Here is a 23,576-nt window from a genome sequence, read left to right as displayed (position 1 = left end):
AAAAGTGAAAAAAACATGTAGGGCGTATTTATAGATCGTTATGAATTAAAGGCATTGCAAGGATATTATACCGCGTACTAAAAGTTAGATTTTAATGTCTGACTTTTGGGCGGCATGTTCTACAATGCCTTTTTTTATTTAAGTATATATTTTATAAAAATAATATTGTATAAAATAAATACAAATGGTATAATATTAACGAGGAATGATTCTTAAAAAATATAAACTCCTTGCAGTACATTATATTTTATGTTACGCTGAATTCACATCTCAGGAACTCTATGTACTATTCGTAGGCGGTTCAGCTCATGAACAGCAGTCTATTCATTGCCATTCGGTGAAGTATTCCTGTGAAATAAGCGTAATAAAGAAGGTGGTGAAACTTGGGTGTAAAAGACCAGGGACTACAGGAGTATCTGAAAGATAACGAACGCTTTGCAGATTTTGTGAATGGTACCTTATTTGCAGGAAAGCAGATTGTGGATCCATGTTATCTTAAGGAAGTACAAAGGAAGAAGAGAGTATCATATAAACAGTCGATTATGGCAAAAAATATACAAAAGAAAAACAGTTCTGAAAAATACGGCGAAGAGGAAATTGCCAGGGAAAAAGGTGTTTTTGAAGAGGGAGAATTCGGGGATGACAGCGCGAAGCTCATGTATCTGGAAAGAGAGCGCGATTTCCTTCGTCTCCACGATAAGCCAGGCTGTAGATTTTTGTTGGCATGTGAAGTTGAATCTGGGGCAAATTATGAGATGCCTGTGAGATGTTTTACATATGACAGCATAGAATATACAGATCAGCTAAAAGAGTGGAAAAGAAAATCCCAGCAAATGTTTTGGGGAAGAGGAAAACGTGGGAAAAAACGGCGCCGAATCCGTCGTCCATTGCTTCCGGTATTTCATCAGGTATTATACCTGGGAGAGAAAAGGTGGAAGAGTAAGTTAAAATTACAGGAAATGATGGACATCCCGGAAAATGTGATGAGTTTTTCAGACAGGCTTCCTGATTATGATATTTGTATGATAGATATTCATGAACAGAATCCTGAGTTGTTTCACACGGAATGGAAAGATATTTTCCAGCTTATGAAGCACAGCCGTAAAAAAGACGAATTGAGAAAATACGTAGAAGAGAGTACCGAAGAAATACGAAAGCTAAGTCAAGAAACCAGATGGCTTCTGGCGATATTACTGGAGCAATATGAATTTGTTGATGAAGAGGTTGTGGAGGTGAAGGATATGTGTAAGGCATGGGATGGCGCAATGCAAATGTATGCAGATGAAGCGAGAGCAGCAACGCGGAAAGAAATGAAGAAAGAGATGAAAAAAGAAATGAGAAGACAGGCCAGAGAAAAAGATCGCAGGACCGTTTTTAACATGTTTTCTCGGGGGTATTCACAGAAAGAAATTGCGGCAATTTCCGAGCTGCCGCTTAAAAAAGTACAGAAAATGTGTGAAGGGTTTATCGAGAATACAACAATGGCAGTACATACTTCTTGATTTGGATTAGAAATTACAGAATAGTAGCTGAGAAAGTTTAACGAGAAAAGGCATTGCAAGGAATTATATGGCGTCTGTAAACGATTTGATTTTGGAGTCAAACGTTAGGGAGAGGCTATATCCTGCAATGCCTTTTAAAATCCTTCAAATTTATATGAAAACTGCTAGAGCGTGTTTGAAAAATCATTCCCGCAATCTGCACGCCCCACTTTGCGGGAGATTTCACCCGAATTCGGTTGCCGTAGCCCGCTACGGCGCCCTCATCCGGGCGAAATCTCCCACAAACTGTGACGCACATCTTGCAGAAAGCCTTTTCCAAACACGCTCTAACAGGTACGCTTATGCATCTTGTTTCTCCGGAAACATTTTCCCGAAGAGAAAACGGATCAGCGGTCCACAGTACATAAGCTGCCAGAAGAAGGCTACCGGGAAGTTCATGAAAGTGGTCTGGAGCCATACGGCAACGAACTGGGAACCCGCATTTTTAAACAAGATTGTGGCAATTAAGCTCATGATCGGGCACATAATGCAGATGATCATAACAGAAATTGCAACTGTGATGGCGAAAGGTCTGTCTTTAGGTGTGACAATACGAAAAGCAAGCTTATGGGCAAGGTTATCAACAATAAAGAACTCCAGTACAAATGCAACCGGCCACATAATCTTCATTTCGCCGAAAGCCATGAGAAATACCTGGTTGCTCATTCCACCGATGTTCAGGGAAATGTTGTAGCAGATCATGGCGTAGACCATAAGGAAAGCCATCATCAGAGTGAAAATAACATTTTGAAACTTAGTTTTTGGCATAAAATTGTTCTCCTTTTTCTAAAAATGGGTACAAAAAAGACACATGTGTTGTTCGTTATCAAGTGTACACTTGTGTCGTTTCCAATTTTATACCAGAGCTAATTTGTTATTGAATTGTTTACCGAATGATTATTATACCAGATAAATGGGAAAATGCAATAAAAAAATCGATATATAAGATGGACTAAGAAATGATAATGGGGATTTTTTATAAGTCAGAATGCAGTTTTACTTAAGTTCCTTGGTTATATTAAACTAGTGGTTTATTGCAGAATATATAGTTCTTCTGGTAATATAAAACATGTAAGAAATCATATCGGTCATTATCCCGTTAAGGAGGCGGAGCGGACTGTAAATCCGCTGTTATCATAACACGAGTGGGTTCGATTCCCTCATGACCGAGTATACTCCTGTAGCTCAGCTGGATAGAGCACGCGTCTACGAAGCGCGGTGTCGAGAGTTCGAATCTCCCTAGGAGTGCTTCCAATGGCAGATGTCTTGGAATAAAGTGAATCAGGTAAGGAAATGGTGCAAAGGAAGAAAGCTGTCTGTGACTAGACGGCTTTTTTTCATTGAGATTCAACTTCTGGATTTTGAAGATGTGCTATTTGCGATGGATTTCTTACACTTTACGTAAAAAACAGGTACAGAAATTGCAGGGTGTTATAATAAATCCATATTATGAATTATGTAAAATAATCGATGGAGGATGAAGGTATGAAAACAAAGCAGGCTGTAAATCCGTACCTGCCAAGCTGGGAATACGTGCCGGATGCGGAGCCGCATATTGTGGACGGACGTGTATACATATATGGTTCTCATGATCTTTTTAACGGCTTGAATTTCTGTCTGGGCGATTATGTATGCTGGTCAGCACCAGTAGACGATCTTGGCAACTGGCGTTATGAGGGTGTTATTTTCAAAAGAGAGCAGGATCCGGCAGCGCCGAAGATCCGTCTTACAAATGGTCTGGCAGCACCGGATATGATCCAGGGACCGGACGGAAGATTTTATCTTTATTATTTCATGGGCGGTACCAAGATGATCTCTGTGGCTGTCTGTGACAAGCCGGCAGGCAAATATGAATTCTATGGTTATGTAAAATATGCAGATGGTACTCCTATTGGAAAGAAAGAGGAGCCGCTGCAGTTTGACCCGGGCGTTTTTATGGATGATGATGGAAAGCTGTATCTTTACACAGGCTTTGCCCTTCAGGGAAATCCCCTTCTGCTTGATGGCTCCAAGCCGACTGAGCACGGTGCAATGTGCTTCGAGCTGGATCCGGCAGACATGCTTACTGTAAAAATGGGACCGAAATACATTGGAATTGCCAGTGAGAAAGAAGCACCAGGAAGTTCTTATGAGGGACATCCCTTCCTGGAGGCAAGCTCCATGCGTAAATTCAATGGAACCTATTACTTCATCTACAGCTCCCTGAACAGCCATGAGCTTTGCTATGCAACAAGCGATAACCCTACAGAGGGCTTTGAGTTTGGCGGTGTTCTGGTCAGCAACGGGGACATCGGCCTTCCTGGAATCACAGATGTAAAAAATGCAAGAAACTGTACCGGAAACACTCACGGAAGCCTGATCGAAATTAATGGAAGCTATTATGTTTTCTATCACAGACACAGTAACCGTAAGCAGTCTTCCCGTCAGGCCTGTGCAGAGCGCATCCGCTTCGAGAATGGCAAATTCTATCAGGCAGAGATGACCTCCTGTGGTCTGAATGACGGACCGCTTAAGGGAAAAGGAAACTATCCTTCCTACATTGCCTGCAACGTATATGGCAAAAAAGGAACCCGTTTCTTAAGTATGATCAAACATCCAAAGTCCGGACATCCATATCTGACTCAGGATGGAAAGGATCGTGAACAGGGGTCAGATCAGTATATTGCCAATATGTGTGACGGAGCAGTTGCAGGCTTCAAATATTTTGACCTGCGTGAGACCTCTAAGGTTCGTATTAATATTAAGGGAAAAGCAACTGGAGTTGTTTATGTATCCACAGAGGAAGGCGGCAAGCCAGTGGCAAAGATTCAGGTGAAACCTTGCAAGGAACAGCACGGTTTTGCAGCTGATGTAAACGGACTCGGTGAGAAAGAGGCACTGTACTTCAGTTACAAGGGAACTGGCGCATTTAATTTTATGTCTTTTGATCTGAAGTAAGATTCCATTAAATGTGCAGGAAATATTCTGCCTGCAAATGGAAGACAGAGCTTAAATAAAGGGAAAAAGAGTTTATCTTAAGAGTCAAATAAACCCAGGAGGCGAAATATTTGAACATTACTAATTTTGCAAAAAAACTTGCAGAAAAGCCGGTTTTTAAAACAAGAATCAAATCCGATCAGGTGAAGCTTCCGGAAATTGCCATTGGATATTTTCTGGCGCCCTTTTGCGCCATGTTTGCCAATGCCATTTTCGGTGCCTATCTGAACCGTTATTATGTGGATGTACTTGGCTGGACGAAATTCGGAGCATTTGCCACACTTCTGCCAATCGTATCTGTGATTTTCGTAGTTCTCGGAAATCTGATGATCGGGCAGTGGATCGACAACACCAGAAGTACACAGGGAAAAGCAAGACCTTACCTGATCATTGCAGCACCAATGCTGATCATAGCCATTATTCTTATGTTTATGACACCAGCTAAGGGCAATAATGCGGTGCAGATGATCTGGATCGCAGTGTCCTATAACCTGTACTATGCACTTGCATATCCATGTTTTTACTGTGCACATAGCTCCATGGTTTCTCTTTCTACCAGAAATTCTGAGAGCCGCGGGCTTCTTGCAACACTGTCAAATGCAGCAATGGTTGCTTCAGCAGGAGTTGGAGCCAGCATTGTAGTGCCGATTCTTCTTCAGAGCTTTCTGTTTGTGACAAAGGACGGCGGAATCGATGTGGACGCAAGCTATTCACACTGGAGGATTATTTCCATAGTTCTTTGTCTGGTAAGTGCATTTGGCTGTATGCTGGAATATTATTTTACCAGAGAGCGTATTACAGAGGAAACCATCAATCTGAATGTGAAGGAAGAGAAGCTTCCTCTGAAAAAACAGCTGGAAGGCTGTATCCACAACAAATACTGGTGGATCATCATTCTCTATTTCCTGATTTTCCAGTTTGGTCAGCTGATCAAAAACAGTTCCATGAGCTTCTATGTAAGATGGATGTTTGACAGTGTAATTAATTCTGCAAATCCGGAGCAGACTTCCGGTGCATTAATGTCAACACTTGGTTTGGTTGGTGGAATTCCTACTGCCGTTGGTATGGTAGTGGCATGGCCAATTGCCCGTAAACTTGGAAAGAAAAGAGCCGTTGTTACAGGACTTTGTTTCTCCGTTGTAGGCGGCCTTGTCTGTTTCCTGAATGTACACAGCTTCGGAATGGTTGCTGCAAGTATGGTATTGAAAGGAATCGGAAGTATTCCGGCAATGTATGTGACGATGGCGCTTCTTTCTGATGTGCTGGATCACCTGGAAGCGAAGAATGGTTTCCGAAGCGATGGATTTACAATGTCTGTTTATAGCTCCATTATGGTAGGTCTTAGCGGACTCTGTATCGGTGTGCTGAACAGTCTTCTTACCTTTGCAGGCTACAGCAATACCGGCATTGCCTGCAATCCGCAGACTCTGGAAATCATTGAAAATGTGGCAAACTATACAGGGCAGATCGTTTACCGTCAGATGGGCGGCGTGGAGCAGGTGCTTGCATTTGCATTTCTGGCGGCAGATGTGATCACCTATGCAGTTGTTATCATTCTCATGAGCCGTCTGGATGTAGAAAAACACATTGAAGAGGACCAGAAAAAGATCAAAGAAAATCAGAAGAAAGCAGCTAATATCTAATTGTTTCAGAACCTGTTTCCTGTTATACTATTCTTAGTTAACACAAGTGATTCCGGCTCCCTGGTGCAGTGTCACTGTGCCAGGGAGCCGTTTTAGCCGAATAAGCTGCGAAGAAGCTATTCGATTATGAGAAGGCAGCAAAGCGGATTGGAGTATCCGTTTGATTGAATAGGATAGGTGAGAAATAATTATGATAAGAATTGCAATTGTAGAGGATGACAGGCATGACCGGGAGGCGTTGAAGAAATGCCTGAATCGTTATGAAAAAGAGAACCAGATGAAATTTTCCGTAACAGAATTTCAGGACGGAGAGGATATTGTGACCGATTACACTGCCAGCTATGACCTTATTATTCTGGATATTGAGATGGCGTTTCTCAATGGAATGAAAGCAGCAGAAAAAATCCGCGAGCTTGATACAAATGTAATTATTATTTTTATTACAAACATGCCTCAGTATGCCATTCAGGGATATAAGGTAAATGCGCTGGATTATATTTTGAAGCCAATTTCCTATTTTTCATTTTCAGAGAGTATGGTAAGGGCTCTGGCAAAGGTGAAGACACCGGAGAAGGAGTACATTACCATTGTTCTGAAGGGAGGTAAAAAGAAGCTGGATGTGGCGCGGATTTGTTACGTGGAGGTTCAGGACCATGTGCTGATCTACCACACTCTGGATGGGGATTTTGAGACAAAGGGTACTATGAGGGATACAGACAATCAGTTTGATCCCAGGAAATATTTCCGGTGCAACCGCTGTTATCTGGTAAATCTGGAATTTGTAGAGACTTATCAGGGCAGTGATATCATGGTAAATGGCGATACGATCCAGGTGAGCAGAAGCAGGCGGAAGCCCTTTCTGGATGCACTGAATGAATACATGAATGAGGTGGGAAAATGAGAGGTACGGTAGTCAACACTCCCGGATATTATTATGCCATTTCCTACTGGCTTTCTGCACTGGTAATGATCCTTGTGCATGGACGAGGGAAAAGGGACCTGTGGAAATATCTGTATGGGGTGCTGAGCTTTATCATTATTTTTACAATTATTTTTTTTACAGATGGAATAAAGCAGATGTTCTTCATGCCTTTTATGATATGCGTGTTTTTATTGCTGTTGTTGTATATCAGGATGGCAGGAGAGCTTCCGTGGCGTGAAACCGGATTTTTCTGTGCGAAGGCATTTATCAACGCAGAATTTGCAGCCTCTTTGTGCTGGCAGATTCATTATTTTTATACAGGTGATTTCAGTGGTCAGGAGGTGGGAACACCAGAGCAGATGTTATGGCGTGTACTGCATATGATAGTTATTTATGCAGTACTGTATATCCTGATTTATTTGCTTGAACGTTATCTGAAGAAAGATATTGAGGAACTGCAGATCACCCGCAGAGAATTACTGGTTGTATATTTTGTAATGATTATGGTATATTGCATCAGCAACGTAAGCTATGTGGATGTAAAAAGCATTTTCAGTGCGGGAACAGCTATGGATGTGTTTATTATCCGCACATTGGCAGATCTCAGCGGCATGGCAGTTCTTTATGCTTATCACATTCAGGTAAAAGAAATCCAGATGCGTTTTGAGAAGGATACGCTTCGGAATATTATGGATATGCAGTACAAAAATTACAAGCTTTCCAAGGAGAGTATCGATATTGTAAATCAGAAATACCATGATCTGAAGCATCAGATCAATCTTTTAAAAAGCGGCGCAGATTCTGAAAAAGCAGGGGAATACCTGGAACAGATGGAGCGTGAGATCAAGATTTACGAGACACAGAATAAAACGGGAAATAAGGTCCTTGACACCATTCTTACCAGTAAAAGCATGCATTGTCAGAGACATGGTATTGAGCTGAAATTTATGGGTGAGGGACAGTTGCTGAATTTTATGGAGGATATGGATATCAGTGCTCTTTTCGGAAATATGCTGGATAATGCCATTGAAAGTGTGGTGAAGATCAAAGACCGTCAGAAACGTCTGATTTCCCTGCACGTGATTCAGGATAAACAGTTTATCCGTATTCGCACAGAGAATTACTGTGAGGAGAATGTTCAGTTCCAGGATGGAATCCCGATCACCACCAAGAAAGATAAACGGTTCCATGGATATGGAATGAAGAGTATGAAAAAAATTGTAGAGAAGTATGGCGGTTCAGTTATGGCGGGCAAGGCGAATAACTGGTTTGAGCTGAAGATACTGATTCCGATGAAACATTAGACGATTTTTAGGAGGAAAGATAATGCCATCATATAGTATAATTGAGAACTTCGAAGTACATAAAAATAACCGTTTTCTGGAAATTGCAGAATCCTTAAAGCCAGAGCTCCGGCATAAAGAAATCAAGGCTGCAAAGGAAATTATGGTGGGAAAAGACCGCCAGATGAGAACAGTTATTACAGAAGAGTACCCGATTGAAAATCTGTATGCAAAATCTTTAAAAAGAGATGATACAGTATTTGTGGATTTCGGGGATCATGCGGTAGGTTATGTGACTCTGGAGCTTAGTAAAACTGGAAGCCATCAGGATGCACCGGTTTATTTTTACCTGAAATTCGGTGAGCGTCTGGAGGAAATGACGGACAAAACTGCCGATTATGACGGCTGGCTCAGCCGTGGCTGGATTCAGGAGGAGTATATTCATGTGGATGTACTTCCGGCGAAGGTGAAGCTGCCAAGAAGATATTCTTTTCGTTATATGGAGCTTCGTGTAATTGATACTTCTGCCAAGTTCCAGATGAAAATCAATGGTATTTCCTGTGATACGGTTTCTGCTGTAGACATGGAGTCTGTAAAGCCGGTGGATTTCGGAGATCCGCTTCTGAATCAGATTGATCTGGTAAGCCGAAAAACCCTGAAAGAATGCATGCAGGATGTTTTTGAGGATGGACCGAAGCGTGACCGCAGAATGTGGCTGGGAGATCTGAGACTTCAGGCGAGAGCCAATTATTACACCTTTAAGAATTATGATCTTGCCAAACGCTGTATGTATATTTTTGCAGGACTGCTTTTTAATGAGGGAAAACTAAGCGCCTGTGTATTCACAGAACCGGAGATGGAGCCAGATGATACTTACCTTCTGGACTATGCATTGTTTTTCTCATCTGTGCTTCTGGATTATTATGAGGCAACCGATGATCTGGAAACCTTAAGGGATCTCTATGATGTGGCAATTGATCAGATCCGCATTGCCATGACACAGTTAAATGAGAAAAATGTTGTGGAGGATTTAGGTGATGCATTCTGGTGCTTCCTGGACTGGGGAGATGGTCTGAATAAGCAGGCCGGAGCTACAGCAGTTCTTATTTACTGTATCCGTTACGGAATCCGCCTTGCAAAGATTCTGGATAAACAGGAGGATATCAGCTGGCTGGAAGAGAAGCAGGCCATGCTGAAAGAGGCAGCGGTGAAAGAGTTCTGGGATGAAGAGCTTGGAATGTTCGTAAGCGGTCCGGACCGTCAGGCTTCCTGGGCAACCCAGATCTGGATGATTCTGGCCCGTGTCTTTGACAAAGAGACAAACTGTAAATTGATCCATCATGTAATGGAAGTGAATCCGAGAATCCGCATGGTAACTCCATATATGTATCATCACTATATTGATGCGCTTATCCGCTGTGATGAGAAAGAGCTTGCACTGGAAGAGATGAAACGCTATTGGGGCGAAATGATCCACGACGGTGCGGATACCTTCTGGGAACTTTATAATCCTTATAACAGGGAAGAATCTCCATATGGTTCCAGTATGGTTAACAGCTACTGTCATGCATGGAGCTGTACGCCGACGTATTTCCTTAGGAAATTTTATATGGATAATGAGAAATAAGATTGAGAATGAGGATCTTGCAGAAATGCAGGATCCTTTTTGAAATGAGAGAAAGATTCCTGATAAAATACAACACATAGGAAATAATGACTGGCATTACAATATGGGGAAAGGAGCATTTAAATAGCCCTGCCATCATAATGGCAGGGCTAAAATAATCATTTCTTTTTATTCTTTTTGGATTTCTTAGTCTCATTCTGGGCTGCCTGAGCTTCTTCCGCAGATTTCTTAAAGCGTGCGAAAAATCCTTTTTTCTTCTTAACCGGAGCGTCCAGGTTACCGCGGATACCTTTTACACCTACTATGTAAAGTCCACTTACTTCAGCTTTGATCTCTTTCTTCACAGGGATAAGGTCGAATACCTTCTCATCTGCGATAAGAATGGAAATCTTCGGTCCAACTTTAGCCTTAACGATCGGCATCTTGGAGCGGCGGAGAAGCTTCGGTGTCTGGTCGATGACCATCTGTGGGAGACCTGATTCCTTAAGTGGCATTCTCTTCTTATCAATAACGAGCATGGAAACGGTCTGTTTACTTGCCTCGATCTGTGCCTGCTGTTCTTCCTGCTTCTTCTGGGTCTTCTTACCAAAGAAATATAAACCAACCAGTAATCCGATGAGGATTACGAGAATCACCAGAAGGACGATTGTTACTGGATGCATACTTATCCTCCTACTATATTATAAAGTTTCTTAATAACTATTCAGCCTGCACGGTTCCGCAAAGCGTGTGACCGTGAAGGTTACTGTTCGTTCCGTTACCAGTGAACAGTAACCTGTGAAGAAACTGAACAGTTACATTCTTGTTTCACATAAACTACATTTTAACATCATTTTTTGGAAAAGGCAATTGTTTTGTTATCTCCTTTGAAAAGCTTATAAGCCGTGAAAGTATATATAACCGGTACCGCAAATGCTGCAAGATTCATAAGAACCAGTATAATACTTCCCTTAATATGAAAGAAGTGGGCAATCTGGGGAATAAAGGCCAGAATTCCAAAGATAACGGTGCTCATTCTTCCTTTTTCTGCATTCATCACGCCTATAATTCCAATTGTAATCTGAAGAAGTGTAAATGCATAAGTAAGTGCAAAAGCCTCTGTAGTATCACCATGGCTTACATGTCTGCCCACAATATTAGTGGTTCCGATCCAGAAGCGGGCTGCGATCAAAGAAGCAGAACCCAGGGCTATTTCAAATAGTGCGCTGATGCGCATAATATCTGATCTGTTCATATTTTTCTCTCCTCTGAGTGACGGATAATTTCCGTTATTTCTATTAAATTAGATTTTATCATGTATCTTTTATTTTAACAATAAATGGCAACGGAAAGCAAGGATAATTACAGTGAAAAGGTGGTAATTATTTAAAATATCATGTATAATAGAAATCTACTGGTTACAGAATGGATAGACCTGTCTGATATGGTTATACTATAAGTGCCTGCGGTAACTGGTACTATTTTTACGAGGCATTTGAAGGGGGAGCTAAATAAGGAGTTATACATTATGAAGAAATCGGATACAGAACAGGAACAGCCTGGTCTGGAAGAGAATAAAGTTCCCGACAGCCAGTCCAAGCGGGAGCTTGACAGAGAATTACAGGAACTGGCAGAGAAGGAACACCAGGAAGAGATATATTACGAAGAACGACGGCGCGAGAGACATGAGCGCAATCTGAAGAGAAAGAAGAGGCAGATACGGAATCGTAATCTGGCTCTTATTATTACTGCTCTGGCAGTGTTGGGCGGTGTGGGATACTTTTATAGAGAGCAGACGGGGTTAAAAGACGGCATGGAAACGCTGGTAGCCAAGGTAAGGGATTTGGTTCCTGATAAGAATTCCGGTAAAGAGAGCAAGGCAGCAGAAGAACTGGCAAAGGCTGACCAAAGCACCGAAAACCTCGAAAGTACCGAACCCCCCGAAAGCACCGAAAAACCAGATATTAATACAGAGGAAGCTGCTGACAGCTCAGACAGTACAGATATACAACCGGAATCTGGTGAAGGTACGGCAGATGACAGTGATGAGACAACTGGAAATACAGATGACAATTCAGAGGATATTGCACAGGATGAATCCGGGAATATGTCTGATGAAGAGAAAACAGAAGATAATTCTTCAGACTCTGTAAATCAGCCAGAGCAGGAAGCAGAGCAGGAAGCAGCCCAGGCGGCGGCCATAGATTTAAATGGGGTTATGCCACAAGCAGCAGCAGCCGGTGCAGGTATCATCAGGAGGCAGATCCGTCACGAGAAGAAAGTACTGACCACAGCCAAGGAGAAAGCAGCCCAGTATGATTATGACGGTGCAATCAGCCTTTTGCAGAAGGACAATGCATATGTGAGAAATGTCCATTTTCAGAATGCTGCAGAGAAATTCCAGAAGAAAAAGGATAAATGTGTAGCCTGGTCTCCGGAACAGGTAACTCACATTTTTTATCATTCCCTGATCGTGGATACTTCCAAGGCGTTTGATGGAGATTACAAGACAGATGGTTATAATCAGGTTATGACCACTATGGATGAGTTTAATAAGATAACCCAGATCATGTATGACGAGGGATATGTAATGGTAAACCTTTATGATCTGGCAGACGTTGATGAAAATGGGAAAATGCAGGCAAAGCAGGTTTATCTTCCTAAGGGAAAAACACCGTTTGTCCTTTCGCAGGACGATGTATGTTATTACCACTCCCAGGATGGAGATGGAATTGCCACCAAGCTTGTTATAGATGAAGAGGGGAAGATCCGCAACGAATATGTACAGGATGATGGAAGCACAGTTGTAGGTGACTATGATGTTGTACCGCTGATCGACCGGTTTGTGGAGGAACATCCTGATTTTGCATATCATGGACATAAGGGAATTGTAGCGCTTACAGGCTACAATGGAATCCTGGGTTACCGCACAGATATCAGCTATCAGACAAGACCAGATGATCTGAATGATGATAAAAAGGCGTGGCTTGACGCGCATCCTGATTTTGATCTGGATATAGAGCGGGCAGAAGCGAAAAAGGTTGCAGATGCTATGAAGGCGGAGGGCTGGACTTTTGCCAGCCATACATGGGGACATAAAAACATGTCCACAGTTTCCATGGAACGCCTTGAAACAGATACACAGAATTTCAAAGAGAACATTGACCCTCTTATTGGCGGAACAGATATTATTATCTTTGCTTTCGGAGCAGATATTAATAACGGCGGAGAGTATACTGGCAATGAGAAATTTGAATATCTGAAATCCCAGGGATATGATTATTATTGCAACGTGGATTCTAATCAATATTTTGTACAGATGACAGATGAATATTTCCGGATGGGAAGAAGAAACGTGGATGGATACCGAATGTATTACAATCCGGACATGCTGGCAGATCTGTTTGACGTAAGCCAGGTATTTGACCCATCCAGACCCACTCCTGTACCGCCTATGAATGGGGGCTGATAAGACCAGCTGCAAAGAGGGCATGGATTCGCATGATTTTGCGCTGAGATTCTCGGGTTTTATGTGAACTTTGTTCACATAAAACACCTCGCGGAACGTTACCAGTGAACAGTAACGCGGCGGAGATAAAATAAAAATGATTGCCTCAGTGGGCTTCCTTTTTAATAGAAAATGTGATAATTTTATAAAAGAGTAACTGAAGGGAGTATGAAATGAAAAGAAAACTATATTTGACAGCGTTAGTAATGTGTATGGCACTTGCTGTAAATGGCTGCGGAAGTGATAAAGAAACTACCAGTACAGAGAGTGAGAGCACTGCAACAGAGCAGCAGGCAGAGGATTCGGCAGAGGAAGAAGAGGTACAGGAACCTTATACAGATTCTACCGGTGCGACACGCCTGGTTTCAGTGGATAATGTGGAGAAATATGTTACAATTGCAGACTATAAGGGGATAACTCTTGATAATTCTGTACCAGAAGTGACAGATGAGGATATTGAGAATCGTATCGCAGAGAATTTGAAAGACAATTCAGTGGAAGTGACAGATGAGAACGCTGTCATCCAGAATGGTGATACCGCTACTATTAATTTCGTAGGTACAAAAGACGGGGAAGCTTTTGAAGGTGGAACTGGTAATAATTATGACCTTGTGATCGGAAGCGGCACAATGATTCCCGGATTTGAAGAAGGAATCGTGGGAATGAAGAAGGGTGAGACTAAAGACGTATCGGTAACCTTCCCGGAGAGCTACCGCAACAGTGAACTGGCTGGACAGGATGCAGTATTCCAGATTACCGTGCAGAGCTTTAAGAGACCACCGGAACTGACCGATGATTGGGTTGCAGCGAATACCGATTACAAGACAATTGATGAATATAAGGCTTCTGTTCGCGCACAGCTGGAGCAGGAAGCACAGGATCAGGCCGACAGCAGTCTGCGCAGCACTGCATGGAATACTGTTTACACCAATTCTGAGGTTGTGGAATATCCAGAGAAAGACGTAGAAGAGGCAGTGAAGATATTTAAGAAACAGGCAGAAGCATACGCGAAGCAGGGAAATATGGAGCTTGAAGACTTCGTAGAGTCTCAGGGCGTTTCCATGGATGATTTCGAAGCCCAGTGCCAGCAGTATGCCCAGGCCAAGGTAAAACAGAATCTGCTTATTCAGGGAATCATGGACGCAGAGGGAATGACTTTGGAGGATGAGGAAAGTCTTGCAATCCAGAATCAGCTGGTAGAGCAGTATGCTTCTGGCGATCTTGCAGTTCTTATCGATACTTACGGTCAGGTTGCAGTGGATGAGAGTATCGGACTTATGAGAGTTCAGGATTTCATTATTGCAAATGCTAATTATGATCAGACAGCAGCGGATACATCTGCTGAAGGTGAGGATGCACAGGCTGCTGAGGGAACAGAAGCAGCAGATCATGCAGATGGCAGTACGACTGACGGACAGAGCACTGATGGCGGGGATACAGCAGAAGAGCAGGAAGCTGGTGCAACCGCAGATACAGGCACAGCAGCGGATGCTTCAACAGATACACAGGATGACAGTACGGAGAATTGACGGTTGCCGCTTATAACAGAAACAGCAGCCAATGAATCTCAGGAGGGAATGGAGTTATGATTATTAAAAATGGAGAAGTTTTTCAGGAGGATGGAAGCTTCAGATTACAGGATCTGTATGTGGAGAATCATAGAATCGTGGCTTCAGAGGATGAGGTTACGGACAAGACGATTGTAGACGCGGCTGGGCTCAGGGTGCTTCCGGGGCTGGTGGATATTCACAGTCACGGTGCATTTGGACATGATTTTTCTGATGCTGATCCGGAAGGACTTAAGATTATTCTGAAATACGAAAAGAGTCACGGAATTACTTCCTATTGTCCTACTTCCATGACATTGCCGGCAGAAGAACTGAAGGAAATTTTTGCTACTATTAAGACTGTGGGAGAAATGAAAGACGGAGCTGCTGTCCGGGGAATCAATATGGAAGGCCCATTTCTGGATGCGAAGAAAAAAGGCGCCCATGTGGAGGGCTATATCCGCAAACCAGATGCCGGATTTTTCCGTGAACTGAATGAATATTCCGGAAATATGGTGAAGCTGGTAACTCTGGCACCGAATGTGGATGGTGCTATGGAATTCATTGATGAGGTACATAATGAGGTGTGCATTTCCCTTGGTCATACAGCAGCTGATTACGATACAGCAGCGGAGGCCATGAGAAGAGGTGCACACCATGTGACACATCTTTATAATGCCATGCAGCCACTGGCGCACAGAGAACCAGGACTGATCGGAGCTGCCTGTGATGATGGGCAGTGTATGGCAGAGATGATCTGTGATGGCATTCACATTCATCCCGCTGTGATCCGCGCTACATTTAAGATGTTTGGACCAGAGAGGATTGTACTGATCAGTGACTCTATGATGGCTACTGGAATGGAGAACGGAACCTACCAGCTGGGTGGACAGGAAGTAACGATGAAGGACTGTAAGGCAACTTTGAAGGACGGTACGATTGCCGGTTCTGCTACGAACCTGTATGATTGTATGCGCAAGGCTGTTTCTTTTGGTGTTCCCCTTGAAGAAGCGATTTTTGCAGCAACACGAAATCCGGCAAAGAGTATTGGTATTTATGATGAAGTTGGTTCCCTTTCTGTTGGAAAGAAAGCGGATATTCTTCTTGTAACAGATGATCTGGAGCTGAGAGAAGTGCTATGACAGAACTTTTTTGCGGAAAATTTTTTCCACTATGTAACGAGAGATAAAGAGGGAATATGAATGGATAGAAGGGTTTTGCGCGAAAGAATGCGCAGGAAACAGCGCCAGATAAGACGAAGGAAGATCATTAAGCTGGTTACCTATGTTGTGGCAATGGTGCTGGCTGTGATTTTTGTAATAAGAGGAGTGATTTTTCCAATCGTAAGTCGTGTGGGAGGAAAGAGTACTGGAAAATCACAGAGCGTGCAGGCGGATGCAGGTGACGGAGCTGCTTCGAATGCGGATTCCAATTCTACAGATGCTCTGAGACAGCCTCTGAAAGGACAGAGCGATGTGACCAAGGTTTCTTCACTGACTCCAGGCTGGCATGAGGATTCCAGCGGACGCTGGTATCAGAATGCAGATGGTACATATTATACCAATGGTTTTGCAGAGATTGACGGAGTGAAATATGCATTTGATTCCAATGGATACATGCAGACCGGCTGGGTGACCAAGGGGGTAAACGATTATTATTTTAATGAGGATGGTTCTTACAATGCTGAGAAGAAACGCCCTTTGATCGCACTTACCTTTGATGATGGTCCGGGACAGTATACAGACAAGCTTCTGGACTGTCTGGAGGAGAACAATGCACATGCTACCTTCTTTATGTTGGGACAGCTGGTTGGACAGTATCCGGACGAAGTGAAGAGAATGGTGGAACTTGGCTGTGAGATCGGAAACCATTCCTGGGATCATCTGGATATGCTGAATCTGAGTATTGATGATGTTATAAAGGAATTCGGCGATACCGATCAGGCATTGATTGATGCCTGTGGACAGGAGTCCACGGTAATTCGTCCGCCTTATGGAGACTGCAATGATGAAATTATTTCGGCAGTTGGGAAACCTTTTATTTTGTGGTCTATTGACAGTCTGGACTGGAAATATCTGGATGCAGATCTGGATTACAATGGCATTATGAATGACAGCAATCTGGGAGACGGAGCCGTTATTCTGATGCATGATATTCATGGTCCTTCAGTTGATGCGGCACTCAGACTGATTCCAGATCTTATTGCACAGGGATATAAACTGGTAACGGTAAGTGAGATGGCAGCGGCGAAGAATGTTACCCTTCAGCCAGCAAAATATGCAGAGTTCTGGCAGAGCGCCCTTGATGCAGGTTATGTGCCTGGATATAATGGAAATGGCTCTTCTGAGGACTCTTCCACAGATGGAACTTCTGATGGCAGTTCAGATGACAGCAGTAATGGAGATGAGAGCGACTTCAGTGATGGTTCCGGTGATGGAAGCGACGGCAGTGAAAGTGACGGATACACAGATGGCAGTGAGAATAGCGAAGGGGATTTTAGCAGCGACTCAGGCGAATAACGGAGAAAATAAGAGGCTCTAGAGCCTGTCTGGCATATGTGTTAAGCTTCGGGACTTCCGGAAATCGCAGATGCTGTATAGTGTGAATGATAGTATACGCTTGTACTTATGAGAAAAATGTCAAAGTACAGGCGTATTTTTTTACAGTAAAAATGAATTTTGATGTAGATTTTTTATGAATAATAGACAAGTTTTTGGTGGCATGGAGGAAAAGAGTATGCTATAATGTGCATAAGAATTTGAAAGTTTAGGGAGGTAACTTTCTGATGGGAGAGAAATTACAGTTTACAGAGCTTGACCAGTATCTCTTTGGTCAGGGAACCCATTATGATGTTTACAGAAAGCTTGGCGCACATCCTGAGAAACAAGGGAAAAAAGAAGGTGTTTATTTTGCTGTATGGGCACCTAATGCGCAGGCTGTTTCTGTAATTGGAGAGTTTAATGACTGGAATGAACAGGCTGCTCCAATGAAAAAGGCAGGTCCGATCGGTGTATTTGAGACATTTGTCCCTGGAGCAAAAATTGGACAGCTGTATAAGTTTTTTATTGTAGGAATGAACGGGGAGCATATTTATAAAGCTGACCCTTATGCAAATGAGGCAGAATTAAGACCGGGAACGGCATCCAGAATCACGGATATCGGGGATTACAAATGGAAAGATACCACCTGGATGAAGAATCGTCAGAAATTTGACGAGACTAAGGATGCCATGGCGATCTATGAGGTACATCCTGGCTCCTGGATGAAGCATCCGGCTACAGAGGAGAATGAGAAAGGCTTTTTCAATTACAGGGAACTGGCGGTGAAGCTTGCCCAGTATGTGAAGGATATGGGCTATACACATGTGGAGCTGATGGGGATTGCAGAGCATCCCTTTGACGGTTCCTGGGGATATCAGGTCACCGGTTATTATGCGCCTACTTCCCGCTATGGAACACCCCAGGATTTCAAATATCTGGTAGATTATCTTCACAGACAGAAAATCGGGGTTATTCTGGACTGGGTGCCGGCACATTTTCCCAAGGATGCCCATGGACTGGCGAATTTTGACGGAACTGCAGTTTATGAGCATGCAGATCCCAGACAGGGAGAGCATCCGGACTGGGGAACCAAGATCTACAATTATGGCAGACCGGAGGTAAAGAACTTCCTGATCGCAAATGCTCTGTTCTGGATCGAGGAGTGTCATGTGGACGGTCTTCGTGTGGATGCCGTTGCATCCATGCTGTATCTGGATTATGGAAAGAATGATGGTCAGTGGGTAGCCAATAAATATGGCGGAAATCAGAATCTGGAAGCAATTGAGTTTTTTAAGCATCTGAATACAGTGGTTCTTGGAAGAAACCATGGTACTGTGATGATTGCAGAGGAGTCTACCGCATGGCCGAAGGTTACAGGTAAGGCAGAGGATGACGGCCTTGGATTTTCCCTGAAATGGAACATGGGCTGGATGAATGACTTCCTGGAATATATGAAGCTGGACCCCTATTTCCGTAAGTTTAACCATAATAAGATGACTTTCTCCATGACATATGCTTACAGTGAGAAATATGTGTTAGTAATCTCCCATGATGAGGTGGTTCATCTGAAGAAGTCTATGCTGGAGAAAATGCCAGGTGAGCTAGATGATAAGTTTAAGAATCTGAAGGCTGCTTATACATTTATGTTCTGCCATCCGGGCAAGAAGCTTTTATTTATGGGGCAGGAATTCGGTCAACTTCGAGAGTGGAGCGAGGAGAGAGAACTCGACTGGTTCCTTCTTGGGGAAGAGAAGCATCGGGATTTGAAGGATTTTGTGCAGACATTGCTGAAGATGTATCGCAAATATCCTGCGCTCTATGGAACGGATACGGATCCGTCTGGCTTTGAGTGGATCAATGCAGATGACGGGGACAGAAGTATTTACAGCTTCGTAAGGAAATCCCCTACAAAAAGAAATAACCTTCTGGTAGTATGCAATTTCACTCCTGTAGAACGTCCGGATTACCGTGTTGGTGTGCCGAAGAAGAAACAATACACACTGGTTCTGGATGAAAACGGACAGACTGCGAAGAAGGTATTTAAGGCAGAAAAGCAGGATTGTGACAATCGTCCGTTCTCCTTTGCTTATCCGCTGCCAGCTTACGGGGTTGCTGTGTTCCAGTATTAGAAGCTGCCAAATTCCGCAAGGAACAATTCTCACAGACAATTTTCAGATTGCTGTGATAATTTAGTATTAAAAATACCCAAAGAATGGGGCAAATTCGGGTTTTGTTTGTGACTGTTGGGGATTTTTTCCCAGAAGGTGAAAAACCTGTTGCTATTTGGAAAAAGTTGAGATATAATGAGCCCGAACAAAAAGAAATGGAAAAAGTTGTACATGTTGAAAGGAGAATATTGACATGAAGGTATCTAATATTAAAGACATTCAGAAATTTTTTGATGTAGTAGACAGCTGCGCTGGTAAAGTAGAGCTTGTAACTGGCGAAGGTGACAGACTGAACCTGAAATCTAAATTATCACAGTATGTATCTCTTGCGAACATCTTCTCTAACGGTGAGATTCCGGAGCTTGAGATCGTTGCATATGAGAAAGAAGACATTGATAAGCTTATGCACTTCATGATCAACGGCTGATTTGCATAAAACTGTGAAATTGGGATAAATATATTAGGGGATGTGACTTGGTCATGTCCCCTTTTTCTGGCATAATAGAAAGGGGAATACAAAATGGTAAAGATTGACATTATCTCCGGTTTCCTTGGAGCTGGTAAGACAACTCTTATTAAGAAACTGCTGAAAGAAGCATTTGAAGGTGAGCAGGTAGTTTTGATCGAGAATGAGTTCGGTGAGATTGGTATTGACGGGGGATTCCTGAAAGATGCCGGAATCGAGATCCGTGAGATGAACTCCGGATGTATCTGCTGTTCTCTGGTTGGAGATTTTGGTGCTTCCCTGAAGGAAGTTGTAGAGAAGTATCATCCGGACCGTATCCTGATCGAGCCATCAGGTGTTGGTAAGCTTTCCGACGTTATCAAGGCTGTACAGGGTGTGGAAGAGGATGTTGATATTCAGCTGAACAGCTACACTACAGTTGTTGATGCCAAGAAATGCAAAATGTATATGAGAAACTTCGGCGAGTTCTTTGACAATCAGGTTCAGTATGCAGGCGCGATTATCATGAGCCGTACCGATATTGTAGACGAGAAGAAAGCAATGGAGTCTATGGAGCTTCTTCGTTCTATCAATGAGAAGGCAGCTATTATTACCACTCCGATTGAGAAGCTGGATGGAAAGAAAATCCTGGAGGTTATGGAGCATCCGGTATCTCTGGCGGATGAGCTGCTGAAAGAGGAGCATGAGCATCATCACCATCACGATCATGACGACGAGTGTGACTGTGGACATGACCACGATCACGAGCATCATCATCACGACCATGATGAGTGCGGCTGCGGACATGACCACGATCACGAGCATAATCACGACCATGATGATGAGTGCGGCTGCGGACATGACCACGATCATGAGCATCATCATCACGACCATGACGAGTGTGGCTGCGGACATGACCACGATCATGAGCAGCATCATCACGACCATGATGACGAATGTGGCTGCGGACATCATCATGATCATCACCATCATCACGCAGACGAAGTATTTACCAGCTGGGGACGTGAGACTATTAAGAAGTTTACAAGAGAAGGGCTTGAGAAAATGCTGGAGAGCCTTTCCGCTTCTGAAGAGTATGGCGTGATCCTTCGTGCTAAGGGAATGCTTCCGGCAGAGGACGGAACATGGATCTACTTCGATATGGTTCCGGAAGAAACTGAGATCCGTGAAGGTTCACCGGAGTACACCGGACGTCTTTGCGTAATTGGTTCCAAGTTAAATGAAGAGAAACTGGTCAAGCTGTTCGGCGTAGCTTAATGATTGACATATAAACGGGATAAAAGACTTTTGGTAAGCTTATTTGTTGCTGTTTATAAGCGATATATGCGAACGTACTGCTTTTAATTAAGAAAAATACAGGGAGGTTTCTGTAAATGGATGAAATTACAGTACCGATTTATCTCATAACCGGCTTCCTGGAAAGCGGCAAGACCTCTTTCCTTAGCTTTACCCTCCAGCAGGATTACTTCCGTACAGAGGGAAAGACACTTCTCATTCTCTGCGAAGAGGGAGAGGAAGAGTACGATGAAGAGGCTCTTGCAAAAGATAATGTTGTAGTTGAGGTTATTGAGAAAGAAGAAGATTTTACACCGGAGCGCCTTCAGGCACTGGATATTATCCATCAGCCGGAGCGTGTGGTTATGGAATATAATGGAATGTGGCTGGTAAGCAAATTTGAGGAGATGAAGCTCCCGGCAGGCTGGGGAATTGAACAGCACATTACCTGTGTAGATGCAAGCACATTCCAGGTATATATGCAGAATATGAAATCCATTTTTATGGATATGGTTCGTAATGCGGATATGGTTGTGTTTAACCGCAGCAAGAAAGAATATCCTCTTGCAAACTTCCGCAGAAGCATTAAGGTTGTAAACCCAAGTGCAGAGGTTATTTTTGAGGACGAAGAAGGCGAGATGACGGATATTTTCGCAGATCAGATGCCATTTGACCTGGATGCAGAGATTGTAGATATTCCGCCTGAAGATTACGGAATCTGGTTTGTAGATGCTATGGATCATCCGGATCGCTATGTGGGAAAAACTCTTCGCTTTAAGGCTCGTGCAAGACGTCCGAGAGGAATGGGCAGCAAGTTCTTTATTCCAGGACGTACTGCCATGACCTGCTGCGCAGATGATACTTCATTCCTGGGCTATATCTGCAAGAGTGCATATGCCCCGAAGCTGAAGCCAGGTGAATGGGTTGAGGTGACTGCCAAGGTCGCCTTTGAAAACCGTTCTGAGTACCAGGGCGAGGGAATTGTTCTTTATGCAGAGAATGTGACCCCATGCGAACCTCTGGCTGATGAGATGGTTTATTTCAACTAATTTGATGATACCAGTGTCAAAAGGTCAAAAAGCTGTTCGTGCTTGCACGATAAGGCTTTTGAACTTGGGACACGCCAAATATGAGAAAGTAGCGATTTACGCAGTAAATCAGCGGATTTCGAATATTTGGAGGATTGCGGGAGCAGCGTAGCAATCCGGGTATCAAATGAGTGTCAAAAGACCTTTTGACACTCATATCATTCGATAATAAATGAAAGTCATCTGTTTTATGCTATTGGCTAAGCCGGTTGCGGCAGTGATTACAGGGCTGTGGCTGACCAGAGCTTTGGAATTGCTGTGGAGGACTTTCGTAGTAGAATAAGGAAAATAAGATTATGTATTTAGTTGTTGGACTGGGAAACCCCGGGAAGCAGTATGAGGCGACCCGCCACAATATGGGTTTTGATACGATCGATGTGCTTGTGGAACGTCATAAGATTCCGCAGGGCGGCGTAAAATTTAATGCTATGTACGGTTCCGGATTCATCGGAGGAGAGAAGGTAATCTTTATGAAACCTTTGTCCTTTATGAATTTAAGCGGTGGTCCGGTACAGGAGATGGCTGCTTATTTCAAAATCGATCCGGAGAGTGAGTTGATCATTATTCAGGACGATATTGATCTGGAGCCGGGACAGCTTCGTATCCGGAAGCAGGGCAGTGCAGGCGGCCATAATGGTCTGAAGGACATTATTGGCAGACTTGGCACACAGAAATTCATGCGTGTAAAAATTGGTGTAGGAGCCAAACCAAAAGGATGGGATCTGGCAGACCATGTGCTTGGCCGTTTTTCATCCGGGGACCGCAAGCTCGTGGATGAAGCAATTGAGTTTGCAGCAGACGCTGTAGAAAAAATCATAACAGATGGTCCGGATGCGGCGATGAATGAATACAACCGAAAGAGGGTTACTGAGTAACAAAGGAAGTCCAGCAACAAGCTGGGCTTCTTTTGCCCCTGGAGCGTCCCCCAAAAGCTTTGTGAAAATTATGACGTGCAGATAGCTTGCAGGAATGGTTTCATGTTTTGGGGGGGCTCTGAGGTGAGGCTTTTGAGA

18 protein-coding genes, 2 tRNA genes and 2 pseudogenes are annotated in these 23,576 nt (G+C 43.4%); 18 read left to right on the top strand and 4 right to left on the bottom strand.

What is annotated here, in order from left to right; translation table 11 throughout:
- The first annotated feature begins 383 nt into the window (after positions 1-383).
- Together AB5618_RS04620 and AB5618_RS04615 are read left to right on the top strand one after the other, a co-directional pair.
- The gene (locus tag AB5618_RS04620; RefSeq protein WP_118577556.1) at positions 384-1,502 is read left to right on the top strand and encodes a hypothetical protein; all 1,119 of its coding nucleotides are present in this window, start codon (positions 384-386) and stop codon (positions 1,500-1,502) included.
- A gap of 67 nt (positions 1,503-1,569) precedes the next feature.
- Positions 1,570-1,782: pseudogene (locus AB5618_RS04615) on the top strand (DUF6783 domain-containing protein); the annotation flags it as partial.
- Here AB5618_RS04615 and AB5618_RS04610 read toward each other — a convergent pair.
- Together AB5618_RS04610 and AB5618_RS04605 are read right to left on the bottom strand one after the other, a co-directional pair.
- Positions 1,714-1,959: pseudogene (locus tag AB5618_RS04610) on the bottom strand (DUF6783 domain-containing protein); the annotation flags it as partial. The pseudogenes AB5618_RS04615 and AB5618_RS04610 overlap by 69 nt on opposite strands.
- A complete protein-coding gene (locus AB5618_RS04605) occupies positions 1,842-2,309 on the bottom strand; it encodes a DUF2798 domain-containing protein (RefSeq protein ID WP_118577555.1) in 468 nt (155 codons plus the stop codon). The gene AB5618_RS04605 and the pseudogene AB5618_RS04610, both read right to left, overlap by 118 nt.
- 317 nt (positions 2,310-2,626) lie before the next feature.
- Between AB5618_RS04605 and AB5618_RS04600 the strand changes: the two genes are divergently transcribed.
- The 7 genes from AB5618_RS04600 to AB5618_RS04570 all read left to right on the top strand — a co-directional run bounded on the left by AB5618_RS04600 (position 2,627) and on the right by AB5618_RS04570 (position 9,992).
- Positions 2,627-2,711: transfer RNA gene (locus AB5618_RS04600), tRNA-Tyr, on the top strand.
- A 4-nt stretch (positions 2,712-2,715) separates the two neighbouring features.
- A tRNA-Arg gene (locus AB5618_RS04595) sits at positions 2,716-2,789 on the top strand.
- A gap of 237 nt (positions 2,790-3,026) precedes the next feature.
- Complete coding sequence (locus AB5618_RS04590) at positions 3,027-4,478, top strand: family 43 glycosylhydrolase (RefSeq protein WP_368366530.1); 1,452 nt, start codon at positions 3,027-3,029, stop codon at positions 4,476-4,478.
- A 110-nt stretch (positions 4,479-4,588) separates the two neighbouring features.
- Positions 4,589-6,160, top strand: coding sequence for an MFS transporter (locus tag AB5618_RS04585; protein WP_207741812.1), 1,572 nt, complete (start codon positions 4,589-4,591; stop codon positions 6,158-6,160).
- A 190-nt stretch (positions 6,161-6,350) separates the two neighbouring features.
- Positions 6,351-7,061 carry a LytR/AlgR family response regulator transcription factor gene (locus AB5618_RS04580; protein WP_368366529.1) on the top strand — a complete coding sequence of 237 codons (711 nt, stop codon included), beginning with the start codon at positions 6,351-6,353 and terminating at the stop codon, positions 7,059-7,061.
- The gene (locus AB5618_RS04575; RefSeq protein ID WP_173715768.1) at positions 7,058-8,386 is read left to right on the top strand and encodes an ATP-binding protein; all 1,329 of its coding nucleotides are present in this window, start codon (positions 7,058-7,060) and stop codon (positions 8,384-8,386) included. Before AB5618_RS04580 ends, AB5618_RS04575 begins: the two co-directional genes overlap by 4 nt.
- A gap of 22 nt (positions 8,387-8,408) precedes the next feature.
- On the top strand, positions 8,409-9,992 hold the full coding sequence (locus AB5618_RS04570; protein ID WP_368366528.1) for a sugar hydrolase: 1,584 nt from the start codon (positions 8,409-8,411) through the stop codon (positions 9,990-9,992).
- Positions 9,993-10,150: 158 nt separating this feature from the next.
- On the opposite strand, the gene AB5618_RS04565 is transcribed toward AB5618_RS04570, so the two are convergent.
- Both AB5618_RS04565 and AB5618_RS04560 read right to left on the bottom strand, forming a co-directional pair.
- Positions 10,151-10,654 (bottom strand): hypothetical protein, encoded by a 504-nt coding sequence (locus AB5618_RS04565; RefSeq protein ID WP_118577551.1) that lies wholly within the window; start codon positions 10,652-10,654, stop codon positions 10,151-10,153.
- A gap of 167 nt (positions 10,655-10,821) precedes the next feature.
- Positions 10,822-11,226, bottom strand: a complete 405-nt coding sequence (locus AB5618_RS04560; protein WP_368366527.1) for a hypothetical protein — start codon at positions 11,224-11,226, stop codon at positions 10,822-10,824.
- 273 nt (positions 11,227-11,499) lie between these two features.
- On the opposite strand from AB5618_RS04560, the gene AB5618_RS04555 reads away from it, so the two are divergent.
- The 9 genes from AB5618_RS04555 to pth all read left to right on the top strand — a co-directional run bounded on the left by AB5618_RS04555 (position 11,500) and on the right by pth (position 23,438).
- Complete coding sequence (locus AB5618_RS04555; protein WP_368366526.1) at positions 11,500-13,440, top strand: polysaccharide deacetylase family protein; 1,941 nt, start codon at positions 11,500-11,502, stop codon at positions 13,438-13,440.
- 212 nt (positions 13,441-13,652) lie between these two features.
- On the top strand, positions 13,653-15,008 hold the full coding sequence (tig, locus tag AB5618_RS04550; RefSeq protein ID WP_368366525.1) for a trigger factor: 1,356 nt from the start codon (positions 13,653-13,655) through the stop codon (positions 15,006-15,008).
- Between the two features lie 56 nt (positions 15,009-15,064).
- Positions 15,065-16,168, top strand: a complete 1,104-nt coding sequence (gene nagA, locus AB5618_RS04545) for an N-acetylglucosamine-6-phosphate deacetylase (RefSeq protein WP_118577548.1) — start codon at positions 15,065-15,067, stop codon at positions 16,166-16,168.
- 60 nt (positions 16,169-16,228) lie between these two features.
- Complete coding sequence (locus AB5618_RS04540; RefSeq protein ID WP_173719230.1) at positions 16,229-17,545, top strand: polysaccharide deacetylase family protein; 1,317 nt, start codon at positions 16,229-16,231, stop codon at positions 17,543-17,545.
- A 266-nt stretch (positions 17,546-17,811) separates the two neighbouring features.
- Positions 17,812-19,695 carry a 1,4-alpha-glucan branching protein GlgB gene (gene glgB / locus AB5618_RS04535; RefSeq protein ID WP_195379916.1) on the top strand — a complete coding sequence of 628 codons (1,884 nt, stop codon included), beginning with the start codon at positions 17,812-17,814 and terminating at the stop codon, positions 19,693-19,695.
- Between the two features lie 232 nt (positions 19,696-19,927).
- Entirely contained in the window at positions 19,928-20,161 is a 234-nt protein-coding gene (locus tag AB5618_RS04530; RefSeq protein WP_118577545.1) for a polya polymerase, read from the top strand.
- A 93-nt stretch (positions 20,162-20,254) separates the two neighbouring features.
- Positions 20,255-21,457: a CobW family GTP-binding protein gene (locus AB5618_RS04525; protein WP_195982738.1), complete on the top strand. Its 1,203-nt coding sequence runs from the start codon at positions 20,255-20,257 to the stop codon at positions 21,455-21,457.
- Positions 21,458-21,573: 116 nt separating this feature from the next.
- Positions 21,574-22,524, top strand: coding sequence for a GTP-binding protein (locus AB5618_RS04520; RefSeq protein WP_148461569.1), 951 nt, complete (start codon positions 21,574-21,576; stop codon positions 22,522-22,524).
- Positions 22,525-22,859: 335 nt separating this feature from the next.
- Positions 22,860-23,438 (top strand): aminoacyl-tRNA hydrolase, encoded by a 579-nt coding sequence (pth, locus tag AB5618_RS04515; RefSeq protein WP_118583700.1) that lies wholly within the window; start codon positions 22,860-22,862, stop codon positions 23,436-23,438.
- The last annotated feature ends 138 nt before the right edge of the window (positions 23,439-23,576 follow it).

Origin of the sequence: Ruminococcus sp. J1101004sp1_RTP21198st1_B9_RTP21198_201120 (assembly GCF_040924245.1) — a bacterium.
Taxonomy (GTDB): Bacteria; Bacillota; Clostridia; order Lachnospirales; family Lachnospiraceae; genus Blautia_A; species Blautia_A faecis.
This window is presented reverse-complemented; position numbering and strand designations above follow the sequence as displayed.